19 protein-coding genes are annotated in these 15,886 nt (G+C 28.8%); all 19 read left to right on the forward strand.

Features of this window, described 5'->3' with window-relative positions; all coding sequences use genetic code 11:
• The gene (locus H0I26_RS10725) at window positions 1–744 is read left to right on the forward strand and encodes a hypothetical protein (RefSeq protein WP_218698408.1); all 744 of its coding nucleotides are present in this window, start codon (window positions 1–3) and stop codon (window positions 742–744) included.
• A gap of 9 nt (window positions 745–753) precedes the next feature.
• The gene (locus tag H0I26_RS10730) at window positions 754–1,179 is read left to right on the forward strand and encodes a DUF6789 family protein (RefSeq protein ID WP_218698409.1); all 426 of its coding nucleotides are present in this window, start codon (window positions 754–756) and stop codon (window positions 1,177–1,179) included.
• Window positions 1,180–1,287: 108 nt separating this feature from the next.
• The gene (locus H0I26_RS10735) at window positions 1,288–1,914 is read left to right on the forward strand and encodes a Pycsar system effector family protein (RefSeq protein ID WP_218698410.1); all 627 of its coding nucleotides are present in this window, start codon (window positions 1,288–1,290) and stop codon (window positions 1,912–1,914) included.
• Between the two features lie 377 nt (window positions 1,915–2,291).
• Entirely contained in the window at window positions 2,292–2,918 is a 627-nt protein-coding gene (locus H0I26_RS10740; protein ID WP_218698421.1) for a toxin-antitoxin system YwqK family antitoxin, read from the forward strand.
• A 44-nt stretch (window positions 2,919–2,962) separates the two neighbouring features.
• Window positions 2,963–4,186 carry a hypothetical protein gene (locus H0I26_RS10745; RefSeq protein ID WP_218698423.1) on the forward strand — a complete coding sequence of 408 codons (1,224 nt, stop codon included), beginning with the start codon at window positions 2,963–2,965 and terminating at the stop codon, window positions 4,184–4,186.
• A 112-nt stretch (window positions 4,187–4,298) separates the two neighbouring features.
• Complete coding sequence (locus H0I26_RS10750) at window positions 4,299–4,517, forward strand: hypothetical protein (RefSeq protein WP_218698425.1); 219 nt, start codon at window positions 4,299–4,301, stop codon at window positions 4,515–4,517.
• 25 nt (window positions 4,518–4,542) lie between these two features.
• Entirely contained in the window at window positions 4,543–4,986 is a 444-nt protein-coding gene (locus H0I26_RS10755) for a hypothetical protein (protein ID WP_218698427.1), read from the forward strand.
• On the forward strand, window positions 4,976–6,097 hold the full coding sequence (locus H0I26_RS10760) for a type II secretion system F family protein (RefSeq protein WP_218698429.1): 1,122 nt from the start codon (window positions 4,976–4,978) through the stop codon (window positions 6,095–6,097). Before H0I26_RS10755 ends, H0I26_RS10760 begins: the two co-directional genes overlap by 11 nt.
• A 61-nt stretch (window positions 6,098–6,158) precedes the next feature.
• Window positions 6,159–6,575, forward strand: a complete 417-nt coding sequence (locus H0I26_RS10765; protein WP_218698431.1) for a type IV pilin protein — start codon at window positions 6,159–6,161, stop codon at window positions 6,573–6,575.
• 2 nt (window positions 6,576–6,577) lie between these two features.
• On the forward strand, window positions 6,578–7,057 hold the full coding sequence (locus H0I26_RS10770; protein ID WP_218698432.1) for a prepilin peptidase: 480 nt from the start codon (window positions 6,578–6,580) through the stop codon (window positions 7,055–7,057).
• Window positions 7,057–8,466 carry a GspE/PulE family protein gene (locus H0I26_RS10775; protein WP_218698434.1) on the forward strand — a complete coding sequence of 470 codons (1,410 nt, stop codon included), beginning with the start codon at window positions 7,057–7,059 and terminating at the stop codon, window positions 8,464–8,466. The genes H0I26_RS10770 and H0I26_RS10775 overlap by 1 nt, the downstream gene beginning before the upstream one ends.
• Window positions 8,467–8,469: 3 nt before the next feature.
• A complete protein-coding gene (locus H0I26_RS10780; RefSeq protein WP_218698436.1) occupies window positions 8,470–10,389 on the forward strand; it encodes a type II secretion system protein GspD in 1,920 nt (639 codons plus the stop codon).
• 92 nt (window positions 10,390–10,481) lie between these two features.
• On the forward strand, window positions 10,482–11,567 hold the full coding sequence (locus tag H0I26_RS10785) for a hypothetical protein (protein WP_218698438.1): 1,086 nt from the start codon (window positions 10,482–10,484) through the stop codon (window positions 11,565–11,567).
• Complete coding sequence (locus H0I26_RS10790) at window positions 11,567–12,088, forward strand: hypothetical protein (RefSeq protein ID WP_218698440.1); 522 nt, start codon at window positions 11,567–11,569, stop codon at window positions 12,086–12,088. Before H0I26_RS10785 ends, H0I26_RS10790 begins: the two co-directional genes overlap by 1 nt.
• Window positions 12,072–13,025, forward strand: coding sequence for a hypothetical protein (locus H0I26_RS10795; protein WP_218698442.1), 954 nt, complete (start codon window positions 12,072–12,074; stop codon window positions 13,023–13,025). Before H0I26_RS10790 ends, H0I26_RS10795 begins: the two co-directional genes overlap by 17 nt.
• Window positions 13,026–13,505, forward strand: coding sequence for a hypothetical protein (locus H0I26_RS10800; RefSeq protein WP_218698444.1), 480 nt, complete (start codon window positions 13,026–13,028; stop codon window positions 13,503–13,505).
• On the forward strand, window positions 13,505–14,023 hold the full coding sequence (locus H0I26_RS10805; protein WP_218698446.1) for an OmpH family outer membrane protein: 519 nt from the start codon (window positions 13,505–13,507) through the stop codon (window positions 14,021–14,023). The genes H0I26_RS10800 and H0I26_RS10805 overlap by 1 nt, the downstream gene beginning before the upstream one ends.
• 73 nt (window positions 14,024–14,096) lie before the next feature.
• On the forward strand, window positions 14,097–14,678 hold the full coding sequence (locus H0I26_RS10810) for a hypothetical protein (RefSeq protein WP_218698448.1): 582 nt from the start codon (window positions 14,097–14,099) through the stop codon (window positions 14,676–14,678).
• A 10-nt stretch (window positions 14,679–14,688) separates the two neighbouring features.
• Window positions 14,689–15,873: a hypothetical protein gene (locus H0I26_RS10815; protein WP_218698450.1), complete on the forward strand. Its 1,185-nt coding sequence runs from the start codon at window positions 14,689–14,691 to the stop codon at window positions 15,871–15,873.
• Window positions 15,874–15,886: the final 13 nt, after the last annotated feature.

Below are 15,886 nucleotides of genomic sequence, written 5' to 3' on the forward strand. Positions count from 1 at the left end.
ATGGAAAAACAAATGCATTTAGCAGCACAATATTTAGCTGCAGCAGGAATTAGTTTTCTTGAAAAGAAAGACGACGATAGTCACACAAATTTAGGATTTAGTATAACAGACCACTGTTTATATACGCACGCACTTTCTGAAAACGAAGACGTATTGGGTTTAGATTACAAAAATTTTGCTCTAGTATGGACCTCTAAAGCAGGGACGACAAGTTTTAATTTGGATGGCGCGACGCACAGTACAATTTTACAATGGCTTTCAAACACTGCAAAAAGTAATCTTAATAAATTGTATAGCTATAAGTTTCACTATGACTTACCTTATACTATAGACGCGACTTACACTTTTAAGTTATCTGATGTTGATAGACTTAAAACTTTGACAGCACAACGTGTATTGGCGGAGGAAGTCATTGAAAAAATAAAAGAGACATACCACTTAAATACGCCATGTAGAGTTTGGCCGCATCATTTTGATACAGGTATTTATACAGCGTTTCCAGATAGTGATATCACCATTGGATTGGGCTTAGCGATTCCTGACAGTGTCTCAAAGACATTCTATTTTTATATTTCTGGGTATAAAAATGGGAAAGCAATAGCTACTTCTGATTTACCAAAATTAGAGATAGGCGAGTGGAAATCGGACGGGTTTACTGGTGCTATTTTAGAATTAGCAGAAACAACAGAAGCTGAAGGTGTTTCTTTTTTCAAGGAAGCTATTAGCCAATTACAAAAAAAATAAACAAATAAGATGAATAATAAATTTTTAAAAAGTATTGTAGCCGGAATTATAGCAACGATTGCCATGACAGTACTAATGGTGATCTCTGGAACATTAGGAATGCCAAAAATGGAACCGCCACATATGCTAGCGACAACTTTAGGAGCTCCCGTAATTGTTGGATGGATGATGCATTTTATGATAGGGATTTCGTTTGCCTTAATTTATACGTATGTTGTTAGTGGTTGGTTTGTAAAGATTAATTCTGTTATACTAAAAGGTGTTGTTTTTGGTGTCATAGCAGCTGTTATGGCAAAAGTAAGTATGACAATTATGGGTAAGATGTTTGATGCAATGCCTACGCCTTCGGGTAATATGGCTTTAGTATTAATGGGCTTAGTTATGGGACATATTTTATTTGGTATTGTTGCCGTGTGGTTTATACACCGTAAATAGTAGTGTAAATAACCTTATTTAATTACTATTCTATAAAGTGAATAGTGTAATGATGTGTCATCAGGATAAGAGGTATAGTATTGTAAATTGTATTTGTAAAGGAATAATATGAGCAGTAAAAAAGCAGAAAAAGCAGAAGACAACTATTTAATGGACGAGTTAAAGATCGATAAGGATACCCTTAAATCTTTAAAGAAAAAACTAGCAAAAATAGAACCAAGGTCGGAGCGTGGTGTCGAAACGTTGTTTCGTTTATTATCCAAAAATCAGTATACTTTAAATACGATGATAGATAGAAAATCTAACATTCTTATTTCAATCAATGCATTAATATTGTCATTAATCATTGGGACCGTTATGAGTCAGTTAGAAGCAGATCCACACCTTATTTTTCCTGTGGTAATGATTTTGATGACCAATTTGATCTCTATAACATACGCAATATTTGCAACACGTCCAGAACTAGTACATGGCGATAAAGGTGCACGGAATCTTATGTTTTATGGTAATTTTCAAGATATGGAGGAAACAGAATATGTGGATAGTATTACGGAGTTAATGAATCAAGGGGATGAATTGTATAAAACCATTGCAAAAGACACCTTTTATCTAGGGAAAACGATTGACAGAAAATTTAAACTCTTGCGTAAATCCTTTAATGTGTTTTTAGTGGGGATTATTTTATCTGTTATGGGCTTTATAGGCTGTCACGTCTTTTTTGGTGGGCTGATGTAATGTCCCATTGGATAGTACAACAGTGTGATAATAATAGTTGGTATTATAAATAAAAAAGCCTTGCATGAACATGTAAGGCTTTTTGCTTAGCGTAAAGGATTTGAATTCCTGTGGTTAATTTTAAATTAGCGTAGGCACTAATTATCATTTGTATATGGCTACTCATATACACGTAAGCATGTACACTTAAACTTTTATGTTCTATAAAGTAATCCTAAATTCAAATGATAAACGCAACGTTTGGTTAATAATGATTTGTTAAATGTTACGTTTATTAGTTTAGTATAAAGTTAGTTTATAACTAACAATTTTTAAATTAAATACAATTAAAACCATATATTGTTAAATAACTATATTTGTTAAAAATATACGCTTCAATGTTTAAAACTGTACACTTAACTTATTTAGGTTTTATATTATTTATATTTCCTTTGAGTTTATCTGATGATAATATTCAAAAAAGAATTATTCGAGATGGTAATTATAATATTGAGTGTTTTGTTTCTTTCGACAATACCATTTCTCCAAAAGCTAATAAAACTTATTTTTGGTTTAAATCAGGAGAAATACATAAAACGCAATCTGATGTTGGGGGACTTGTTTTACATAAATCATATAAAAAATTATTCAAACGAAATCAACTTATAGAAAAAGGAGATTTTAATATGGGTTTGAAAGATAATTTTTGGAAAAAATGGTATTTAAATGGGAGTTTAAAAGAAGTTATTCAATGGAATAAAGGAGATAAGCAAGGTCGATATATAGCTTATGATTCTTTAGGAAATATTGAAGTCCAGGGTAATTATAAAAATAACATGAAATCTGGTGTGTGGATTAGTAAAGAGAAGGATACTATTTTATATAAGAAAGGGGAAGTGTATGTTAAGTCTTTAAGTAAGAGGCTTTTAAAAAAAGAAGGTAATAAAAATGTAAGAGAAAAGAGGAGTGATAAAAACGATACTTGGTTAAAAAAACTCTTTAGAAAAAAAGATAAAAAAAGATAAAAAAAGATAAAAAAAATATTGTTAATAAATCTCTTAATATTATAATGAAAATAGCATTTAAGCATAAAGCTTCTTCTTTAACAAACGCGATATTTATTTGTTTAATTATATCTATTTTTTGTGGATGCTTAGTTCTTATTCATCATTATAATAATTTGCTAAATTCTAAATTAGAGATGCAAAACCAACTTGTGCATAGAAACAATTCAGCTTTTACTTTTTTTCTCAATAATACTTCTAAAATAGAAGAGGATAAGGGTTTTGATATTTTTGACGATGGCATTGAATCTTATGCAGAAATTAAAAATTGGGGATTTTATAAAGTATTAACTTGTAAAAGTGTTTTTAAAACTGATACGGTAAGTAAAACGGCTCTAATTGGAAAAAGAAGTAAAAAAAAAGAAGCATTAGCTCTCTATGTTACTAATTATGATAAGCCCGTTAAAGTTTCAGGAAGAATAAATATTTCAGGAATGATAAAGATTCCAAATGGTGAAATTGAACAAATTTATATAAGTAATCAAAATAGTAATGAAATTAAATTAACGGGGGCTCAATTGAAGTCTGATGATGTTCTGCCTAAAATAAAAAGTATAGAATTCAATTACTATGGAGAATCACATATTCCTAGTGAAGTTTTTAATTTTGAGGAAACAATAATTAATGATTTTGAAAATACCACATTAATAATCAATTATAATGAATTAAAAGAATTGGAGGGTATTTCGTTAAAAGGAAATATAATACTAAAATCTGAAACCATTATAACATTAACAAGAAAAAGTAGTCTAGAAGATGTACTTATAGTTGCTCCAAAAGTTATTGTAGAAAAGGGGTTTAGAGGTAGCGTACAAATAATAGCAGAGAAAGAGGTTGTTATAGGGGAAGATGTTTTTTTAAGTTATCCATCTAGTATTTATTTGAAAAATGATACAGATTCTGTGAAAGTTAATGTCAATAAAAATTCAAAAATTGCAGGAGGAATTGTTATTACTGGAGAGACCTATAACGGTTCCTTGAAGAGATCCTTGATTATTGAAGAAGGAGCAAAGATAATTGGAGTTGTTTTTTGTAATGGAAAAACACAATTTAATGGAGAAATTATAGGAGCATTATATACTGATAAATTATTTTTGAAAACGAAGTCATCAAGTTACGAGAATGTAATTCTCAATGGGATAATAAATAGAGAAGATTTACCAGAAGATTTTTTAGGATTACCATTGTTTGATAATGAAACAAATTATGAAATTATTAAAACGTTTTAAAGGGCTCCAAGCCTCATCGATATTAGAATCAGTAATTGCAATTAGTATTATATCTATTTGTGTTCTAGTTTCTTTAATCATTTATGTAAACATTATAAAACAAAGTAAATCCGTGAATTATTATAATGCGTTGCATGCTGTTAAAGAATTGAAGTGCCAAGTTATAGAGGACAAAGATTATGAGAACGATAGTTTTGTTTTTGCAGGTTTTACTATAGAAAAAGAGGTGGTTGTTATAAAGGAAGAAAATATTGTTATGTTAAACTGGAAGATAAAAATAAATAACAGAGTACAGGCTTTAAGCGATATAATTGTTTATTATGAGAATTAGTTCTAGGCTGAAAGCTTATACTTTAATGGAAGCATTAATTACAATAATATTATCAAGTATTATAGTTGTAATTAGTTATTCTTTGTTTGCTACCATATCTAATCAATTAAATTCATTAGTAAAAGAAAACGGAAAAGAGCTCCAATATAACTTAATGAATATGTCTTTATTGAGAGATGTAAATAAAGCTATAGATTTTATATATAATGAACCAAATTTGATATTGTATAATTATGATGATACAATTATAGAATATCATTTTTTAACGAAAGGAATTGTAAGAAATACAAATGTTAGTATAGATACATTTAAGATAGGCGTTGAAAAGCAAAGTTTACAAATTCAAAAAAAAAGAATAAGCTTGCTAAGTTTAAAGATAATTTTTTTAAAAAGTAATATTAACGCGAATTATGTTTTAGAGAGCTCTCTCTCAAAAACATTAAATAGAAAATTTTTTTATGAAAATTGACCCTAGTGTGTATAGAAAGGATGCTAAAAAAACTGATAAGAAGACAAGGGGGGGGGTATCAGATATTTCATTTAATCGATTTTCAGACAAACAAAAGGAAGATTTCTATAGAGAATTTTCGACCTTAATTAAAGCTGGAGTAGATTTTAATCAAGCACTTGTAATATTAACAAGTCAACAAAGGTCAAAATTTTTAAAGACATTATTTAGTAATGTTAATCAGTCTGTAGTTAAAGGTAAATCCTTATTTGAAACAATAAAAGATATTCCTCATTTTTCACCTTATGAGTATTACAGTATAAAAATAGGAGAAGAGACCAGAAGATTGCCAGAAGTGTTAGATGAGTTGCAGAAATTTTTCTCTCGAAAAAAGAAAATGAAACGACAAGTTGTATCTGTAATGGCTTACCCCGCTTTGGTGTTATTCTTTACTTTCGGAGTATTGTATTTTATGTTAAAATATGTTGTCCCAATGTTTTCAACGGTTTTTCTTCAGTTTGGTAAGGAGTTGCCTAAAATCACACAATATGTAATTAAATTATCAGATAATTTTAATTATTTTTTATACGGTTTTTTACTGTTATTATTACTGTTAGTAATTTTACATTTTGCTTGGAAAGATAAAAATAAATATAAACATGCTTCAGCTAAAATATTATTAAGTATTCCTTTTTTTGGAGATTTAATAAGAAAGATTTATTTGGCTAGATTTTGTCAGTCTTTAAGCTTGTTGTTGGCTGCAAAAACACCATTAACAGAATCTTTAGAGCTTACGGCAAAAATGATTTCTTTATACCCTCTAAAAAAAGCAATTTTAAGATCTAAAGCAGATATCCTAAAAGGAGAAACATTTGCAAGTAGTCTTAAAAAACATTCTTTTTTTAATGCAAAAATCGTTTCTTTAACTACAATTGGAGAAGGTATTAACGAGTTAGATAAAATGTATGATGGGTTATCTAATCAATATAATGAAGATATAGAACATTCTACAAAACTTATAGGTACTATTTTAGAACCTGTAATGATAGTGGTAATTGGAGCTATAGTAGGGTTCATTATGGTTGCTTTATATTCTCCTATATTTGAGTTAAGTAAAGTTATTCAGAATTAAGAACTTTTTACATCATTAGTTATATATTTGTTATAATCACAATCATTCTAAAATCATATAAATGCAAGTTTCAAATAATAATAAGAATTATTTAAAAGCTTATACTTTACAGGAGATATTAGTAGTTCTTTGTATAATAGGAATTATTATATATTTAGCTGTTCCAAATCAAACTTCTGTTGTTACAAGCGCTAAATCAATAGAGGCTCAAAATATGTTGAGTATGGTCCATGCCTTAGAAAAAAATCATTTTTATAGATATTCAAAGTATTCTTCAAGTTTTGATGATATTGGATTTGAGCCTGTATTAACAATCGATAAAGGAGGTCAAGCAGTTTATAAAATTGAAATAATAGAAGCCTCAATAAATACTTTCAAAGCTACAGCTACTGCTCTTCAGGATTTCGATAGTGATGGGGATTATAATACTTGGCATATAGATCAAAATAGAAAGTTAACTGAAATTGTTAAAGACTAATTTTGAACTTTATCATAATATTATCCATAATAATTTTACTCATTTTAGTAGTTTTTCAAGACTTTAAAATGAGACAAATTCATGTGTTACTTCCCATTCTTTTGTTGTTCCTTAGTGTAATGATTAATTACATATTTGAAGAGCTTTCATTTAAAGATACGATTTATAATATAGGTTTTATAGCTGTAAATATTATAGGTTTGAGTTTGTATTTTTCAATAAAGAACAAGAAATTTATAAATCCTATTGACGAATCTATAGGATTAGGAGATATATTGTTTTTTTTAGCCATAACACCATTATTTACACTAAAGCCATTTATTGTTTTTTTTGTTGTAAGTTTATTGCTGACCTTATTATTTTATAGTATTGTTAATGCAATAAAAAAAACCAGTACAATACCATTAGCAGGGTATTTGTCTATTTTTTTAATGGCTTTTTTAATTATTCGGGATGTTTTTAAAATAATCCAAACTTACTAATGAACACAATTAGAAACCAACATATAAAATTAACTATACAATTACAGCAGATTATTACTAGTGATGTAGCGCATCATTTTTGTATCGTCCCAAAGTCTGTAAGTAATGAGACTATTGTATTCTATATTAATGAATCTAAGAAAAATGAGTTTGAATCCATAAAAAGGGAAATCAAGTTTATTTTTAATAAAAATATTATTTTAGAGCCAGTACATACTGATACGATAAATAAAGCTTTATCTATATATTATCGAAAACAAGATGATAAACCTAAAGTAACCACATACGGGAATGATTTTTTGGAAGTTCTGATTTTAGAAGCTAAATCAATTCAAGCGAGTGATATTCATATTGAAATATATGAGGAAGATGTTCGTGTAAGGTTGAGAATAGACGGACAGTTGATAGAGAAAAATCACATTAAAAAAGAGAATTATTTAGAGTTAATAAATCAAATTAAGATTAAATCAAATCTTGATATAACAGAAAAACGTTTACCACAAGATGGTAGAATAGAGTACGATAGTTTTGATGTTAGGGTATCTATTTTGCCAACGCATCATGGAGAGAAAGTAGTTATGAGAATATTAAGTCGAGATGCATCTCATCTAGATATTAACCAATTAGGCTTAGAAGTAGATGAAGTAGAATTGTATTTAGATGCTGTAAAAAAAACAAATGGCATTATTTTAATTAGTGGTCCAACAGGATCAGGGAAAACGACTACGCTTTATGGAACGCTTAAGTTTTTAAATGATATAAAAAGGAATATAGTAACTGTAGAAGACCCAATAGAATATACTCTTAAAGGAATAAACCAGGTGCAACTTAAAGAAAATATTGGACTTACTTTTGCTTCGGCACTACGTTCCTTTTTAAGACAAGATCCAGATATTATTATGCTTGGAGAAATTAGAGATGGAGAAACAGCGCAAATGGCAATTAGAGCATCGTTAACTGGTCATCTAGTTCTATCTACAATACACACAAATTCGGCAATTGGTACTATTTCAAGATTAATAGATATGGGAGTTCCATCATTTTTAATTGCAGAAACTATAAATATTTCTGTAGCTCAACGATTGGTAAGAACATTATGTGAAAATTGTAAAAATCAGGTTGTTTTTAAATCTGAAGATTTACCACAATCATATAGAGCTCCTATTGAAATAAAAAAACATTATCTTCCAGTGGGTTGTGATCAATGTTATCATACAGGATATAAAGGCAGAAGAGCTATTTATGAAATTCTACCAATAACAAAAGCTGTCTCAGAAGCAATAAAAAGTAATACATTAGAATCTTCAAATTTTATTGAAAATAAAACATTATCAGACAAAGCATTTGCTTTGTTAATTAAAGGAGAAACTTCTTTAGATGAAATTTACCCAATGCTGATTAACACATAATAAATGTATAAAAAACAGAAAATAGTAATATTATTATTACTTGTAGTAACTTTAGGGTATTCTCAGGTTCCTTTTGAAGTTCGTCTCGATTCTCTATCCTTAAAAAGCAAGGGTTTGAATGATGTTGTTCGAATAGATTTGTCAGGCTTGACGCTTTACGATTTTCTTACTACTATTGCGGAAGAGCATAAGTTAAATGTAAGTGCCGATGGAGAACTTAACCAGCTTGTGACAAGTAATTTTTTTGATGTGAACGTTAAAGATGTTTTTCTGTTTTTAATTAAAAAATATGACTTGCAGGCAGATATAATTAATAATATAATTGTTTTTGCGGCAAAAGAAGAAGTGAAAAAAATAGCACCTCCTAAACTCGTTAAAACAATAGATGTAAGTTTTAATCGACTTAACAAGTTTCTGTCTATTAAATTAAAAAACGACTCTCTACCAAGTGTTGCACAAGCAATAGCAGATGTTTCTGGTAAAAATATAATTCTTTCACCTAATATTAAAAACGAAAAAGTATCTGCTTATATATTAAATAGACCCTATAGGCAAGTTCTTGATATGATGGCTAAGTCTAACGGTTTACTTGTTACGGAAGATGAGGATGATAATTTTTATTTTGAAAAAGATTCAAGACCTAAAGAGGTAATAAAGACAAATTCAAGAACAAATTCAAGAACAAATAGGAGTAGAAATAACTCAAATAGAGAAAATAAAGGAGAAGCTGGTAGTTATGAAATGAGTGTGGATGCTCAAGGTTATTTAAGTATAAAAGCATTTGAAGCAGATGCAAACGATTTAATAAATGAAGCAGCCGAAAAATTAAACGTAAATTTCTTGATGTATGACACTCCTGAAGGAGTGAATACAACTTTAGTTGCTAATGCTATTACTTTTGATAATTTACTACAACATCTATTTAAAGGAGAGAAATATACTTATAAGCAAGTAGATGATCTATACTTTCTTGGGGAACACACTACTGAAGGTTTAAGGACAACAGAATTGGTGCAACTAGAAAATCGTTCTATAGAGTCTGTTGAAGCTTCATTACCTAAATGGGTAAAAGAGAATTTAGAAGTGAAAGAGTTTGTAGAGCTTAATGGTTTTGTTGTATCTGGTTCTAAAAGTTATATAGAAGAGTTTAGGGATTATATTTATCAAATAGATCTTGTTGTGCCCGTAGTTCAAATAGAGGTAATATTTGTTCAATATCAAAAATCATATGAAATACAGACAGGTTTGCAAACGGGAATTAATAGTGAAGATAGAACCACTTCAGGGGTGTTATTTCCTACTACAGATGTTGCAATGAACTCTAGTTCAGTAAATAGCTTAATTGACGCCTTTAATGGGTTGGGAATTGTAAAATTGGGTAAAGTAACAAAAAACTTTTATTTAAACTTAAGAGCTTTAGAAAACAATTCTTTAATTAAGTTATCATCTACTCCAAAATTAGTGACACTTAATGGGCATACTGCTAATTCTTCAATTGGTCAAACAGATTATTATTTCGAACAAAGTAACCAGTTAATAACAAGAGGTGTTACAGATGGAATCTTGCAAAGTGGTTCTTGGAAGCCCACGGAAGCAAATTTAAGTATTAATATCACTCCGTTTGTGTCAAAAGATGAGAATGTGACATTAAATATTTCAGTTGAAAAAAATTCTTTTTTAGGGCGAGCAGGTGAAAATGCACCTCCAGGAAAAGCAACACAGCAATTTGAATCTATGGTAAGGGTTAAAAATAATGAGATGGTTTTGTTAGGGGGGTTAGAAGAGTTGGAAAATGAAAATTCAGGCACAGGAACACCTTTTTTGTCAAGAATACCTGTCATTAAATGGTTTTTTAGTAGTAGAGTTAAATCTAAGGAAAAATCAAAGCTTCATATTTTTATTAAACCTACGGTTATGTATTAATGGTATCTAAATATAAAGACATATTACAGGTTAATAAACGTTATTATTTATTGGGTATAAATTCTTTAAATGATAACAACCAATGTACGGTATTGATTGTTAATTTCAAAAATGATGAACTTATAATCGAAGATCGCCATTTTGTTGACAATTTTGATTTAAATATAAAGGTGTTACTAAACAAAGATTATCCAGTAATACTTCATGTTGAAGGAGAGGAAGTAATCAGTAAAAAAACAAATAACCAAGTTGGATATAAAAAAAGTCTACTTTTTAACGCAAATCTTGATGATTTTTATTTTTATGAATATTTTCAAGATAACATCGTTTTTGTTTCGATAGCACGCAAAATTTTTATTGACTTAATTGTTAAGCAGGTTAATGATTTAAACCGTGCTGTTATAGCTGTTGCTTTTGGACCTTTTGTATTATATAATTTGCTGCCTATAATACCGAACAGTTCTAGTTTATCTTCAAATAAGTATAGTATACAGATAGAAAATGCTAAATTTACTAAGTTTGTTGAAGAGCAAAAAGATATTGAATTTACTATAAGTCACGAAAAATTTAATCAAAAAGAGTTGCCAGTATTGGCTTCTTTTTTCGGGTATAAATATCCAAGTGATACTATTTCATTTGAGAACGATTTTACCAAGCAAAACCGCGAAGATTTTATTTATAAAGGGAGAATAAAAAAAACAGTTGTGGTATCTGTTTTGTTATTAGTTTTTGGAATACTTTTAAGTCATTTTTCTTTAGAAAGCAACTTACGGAAACTATCAGAAAAACAATCACAGTATTTATTTTCATCGCAAAAGTTAATCGAGTTGAAACTATTAAAGGAAGAACTTCTTTTAAAAGAAGTTATTATTAATTCTAATGGAATATTCAATAAGAATTACATTACAAAGTACATGGTAGAAGTTGGGAATTCAGTTCCCGAAGATATGAAGTTGAGTAGTATTAATTTTTTACCCTTAGTAAAAAAAGTAAGAAAAAATGAAAAAGTAAATCTTACTGAAAACACTATTATTATTGAGGGTGAAACTAATAATGATAAAGTGTTTAATAATTGGATTATGAAACTTCAAGCACTCAATTGGACTAGGGAAATAGATATATCTTATAATCAAATAAGTAAATCAACTAATACTTTTAAATTAACGATTAGCATTTAATGTTTAGAGAGTTTACGTACAAACAAAAGTTTTTTGCAACAGTTTTAATATTTGTTTTGCTGTTTTTTGCGTGTTATAAAAAGACATTTAAGCATGCTATAGAGACGCAAAAAGAATTGAAAACTGTAGAGAGTAAATTAGCATCTACAAATAACGTTAATCAAGAATTATTTTATTTAAATAGTCAGTTAGATGCAATTGATAATGCTATAGGTAGCGGCTCAAATAATCCAGAGCAAGTACAAAAAAAACTATTGAGTTTTATAGCAAAGGATAAGGTAAATATTATTTCTATGGAAGATGTTCACGTATTTAAGGATAGTCAATTTGATATATACACAAACCAAGTTGTATTAGAGGGTACTTATGAAGGTTTAATTAATGCGATGTATAATATTGAGAAAAAATTTGAGGAATCTAGAATTGCAAATGCAAATATATATATAAAAAGAGATTATAAACTAAATTTAGAAAAGCTATATCTAAAACTAATACTACAAAATTATGCAAAGAATAAATAACATTTTAATAATACTAGTACTATTGTTTACAATTTCATGTGATGATATCTTAGAAGAAGATATTAGTGATGATTTAGTACAGATTACTTCTCCAATTAATAATATAACTCTTATTGGTAATACCGTTAATTTTACTTGGCAACCTTTAAATGGAGCAGATAGTTATAGAATCCAAATTTCAGAATTGTCTCAGAATATTATTTTGGACTCTTTAGTTTCTACTTCAAATTTTTCTTATGTAATGAATTCTGGTAGTTATCAATGGCGTATAAAAGCAGAGAATTTTTCTTACCAAACGGACTACACATTTCCAGCAAATTTTAGTTTAGAAACCTCTCAAAACTTGGATAACCAAACAGTTGTGTTGCAGACACCATCTCAGAATCTATATTCAAATTCAAACGATTTTGTGTTTACTTGGGACGAACTTGAAGCGGCAACAAGTTATGATATAGACCTATTAAAAAACACAACAGGTCTAGAAACTGTTTTTCAACTATCAAATATTACTGATAATGGTGTAAGTGTAGCAGCATCTTATTTTACAGATGATGCCGAGTATATATGGAAGATAAGAGGCGTTAATGCTATGTCTCAAACAGATTATAGTGAACGTTCTTTATATATCGATAGACAAAGCCCAAATCAACCCAATTTAGTTTCTCCTGCAGAATTAGAAACCACTTCAACAGAAACTGTGACTTTTAATTGGTTAAACGGAACAGATACAGGAACATTACAATCTGAGATTACAAACACATTTGAGATTGCTACAGATATTAACTTTAATGCTATTCTTTACACTGAGCAAACTAGCAATAATACATCTCAGTACGAATTTACAACAACAGGAACGTATTATTGGAGAGTTAAAGCTGTAGATTTAGCATTTAACCAAAGTGATTTTAGTATAGTAAGAACTCTAGTTATTCAATAAATGATAAAGAAAATTGTTAACGGAATATTAGTGAGTTTTTTGTTGTTAATTACTGCTGGTGTTTTAAAAAAATGCTCTAATAAAAGTAGTAATGCTTTAGAGGCTCCAATAGCTAATGTTAACATAAAGCCTTACGAAAACTTTTCTGTTTCTAAAGATACTTTTAAACTAGAGTTGTTAAATAGAAATCCATTTAAAACAGGTAGAAGTTATATAACCCCTGTAAAAATAGTTAAAAAAAGTAATTCAAGTGCTTTCAATTCCGTTGCGGTTAAAAAGTTTAAATGGCCAATTATAGAATATTATGGTTTTGTAAAAGGAAATAACTCTAAAGATAGATTGGCTCTTATAAAGATTAATAATAGGCTTTATAGGAAGAGAGAAAACCAAACGTTAGGTGATTTAAAAATTAAAAAAGCATATAGCGATTCAATAATAGTAATCGTTAATAATAGTAGTAAAACAATTGCAAGAAAATAATGAATAAAATAAAGCTATTAGTTTTTATCAATACAATATTGATATCGGGTATAATAATTTGCGGACTAGTTATTTATTTGAAGCCAGAAAATGAAAAGCAAGATGATTTTGCTTATGTAGACCGTGTTAAGTTGTTTAATCAATTTAATATGACAAACGATATTAAGTCTATTGAAGAAAAAAAAATACAGGCTATTAAGAAGCCTATGGATAGTATTTATTCTATATATCAAAAATTGGCAAATAAAAGATCGAATAAAGCAAAGGATTTAGAAATTGAACTTAGTAGGAGAAGTCTATTATTAGATCAAATTCAGGAAAATTATACAAATACCCTAACACAACAGATTTGGGAGAGATTACATTTATATACCAGTGCTTATGCGGAAGAAAATAAAATAAAAATATTATTTGGAAGCGCAGAAAATGGAAATATAATGTACGCTAAAAAAGATATAATACTGACTGATAGTGTTTTATTTTTTTGTAATCAAAAATATGAAGGATATATAAAGTAATATCGCTCGCATTAAAAATATTTTGTTTAGTTTTGATTTATTAATCAAACCAAACCAAACCAACAACTAACCATTGTCAAAAATCCCTACAATTTTCTTTTTATCTGTATTGTTTTTATGTATTAGTTGTAATTCTAATAAAAAAAAAACAATTGAAGAGTATAAAACTTACAACCTTCAACAGCAAGGATGGAAAACTAAGCGTATAAATCAGTTTATAGGTGATATAAATTATACGGCTACACAAGTTCCTTTACAATATTATCTTTTAAAAAATATTGGTAAAGATATGGAAAGGATGGATTCAATTTATAAAGCTAATAATAAAGAACGCATTATAGAAATTGAATTTCAACACACTAATCAAGACGATTTATTAAAAGAAAAATATACTAATAGAAGTTATGAGGATGCAGTAAAATACATGGCATTTACTATAGCAAATGATTTTACTGTAATAACATCTAGCAACGACACTATATTATGTTCCGGAGTAAACTTCGAACGAAATTTTAAAGTAGCGCCTTTTAAAAGAGCACTTTTGTATTTTAATAATATTAACCCCGACCAGACTATAAAATTGATATATCAGGATAAACTTTTTGATAATGGAATTATAAAATTCAATTTTGGAGAAACACCAATAAAAATCTAAATTAAATACTATGAAAAGATCATTTTTAATTCAATTACCTTTTTTGCTGTTTTCAGTATTTATTATTGGCCAAGAAAACAATACGTCTTTTTATGAAAATGCTGCTGGAATTTCAGGATCTACAAACAGTGCTTTTGGTTATAAGTCTGGAGCAATTAACGCTAATAAAGGAAGTGTCTTTGTGGGGGCTTTTTCAGGGGGCGGAAATTCAGAAGGTTCTTCAAATGTGTTTGTAGGCTTTGAGTCCGGAGCAAAAGGTTATGAAGGTTCTGAAAATGTCTTATTAGGGTATCAATCAGGATACCATAATATAGCTCGAGGCAATACTTTTTTGGGATATCAAACGGGGTTTGAAAATCAAAAAGGAAATGGTAATGTTTATATAGGTTATCAGGCTGGTTACGGTAAAGAAAGATCCAGTACATTATATATTGAAAACTCCAATTCAAGCAAACCTTTAATTTGGGGTGATTTTAATAAGGATATTGTTAATGTAAATGGTTCTTTAGGTATTGGAACAGAAAGCCCAGCCGAATCATTACATATTATGGGGAATATCAGAGGAAATGCTTTAGGTGGTGCTTTAAGAATTAAAACATCTTCAGGATATATAGATGTGGGAGCTCAAAATGGATCATGGGCCCATATATATACGGATAGAGCTAAATTTATTTTTAATAAAGATGCCTACACTATAACAGGTGGATTTAGCTCGTATTCTTCAAGCGATTTATCATTGAAAACAAATGGAACTCAAAGATTAACCATTAATAACGAAACGGGTAATGTTGGTATAGGAACAATAGCTCCCGACGAAAAACTTACGATTAAAGGAAAAATACATACGGAGGAGGTAAAAGTGGATTTAAGTGTTTCAGGTCCAGATTATGTTTTTGAGAAGTATTTTAACGGCAAGTCTAAATTAAACCCAAGTTATAAAATGCTAACACTTCAAGAAATTGAGTCATATGCTAAAGCTAATAACCACTTACCAAATGTGCCTTCTTCTAGGGAGATGCAAGAGGATGGAATACATTTAAAAGAAATGAATTTAAAATTATTACAAAAAATAGAGGAGCTTACATTATATGCTATAGAGCAACAAAAAGAGTTAGATCTTCAAAAAGAAAACAATAATACTTTAGAAAGTAGATTGGAAAAAATTGAAGCTTTTATAAAAGGTTTAAAAAACTAAAAACAGTTAATCA

Origin of the sequence: Olleya sp. HaHaR_3_96 (genome assembly GCF_019278545.1) — a bacterium.
GTDB lineage: Bacteria > Bacteroidota > Bacteroidia > Flavobacteriales > Flavobacteriaceae > Olleya.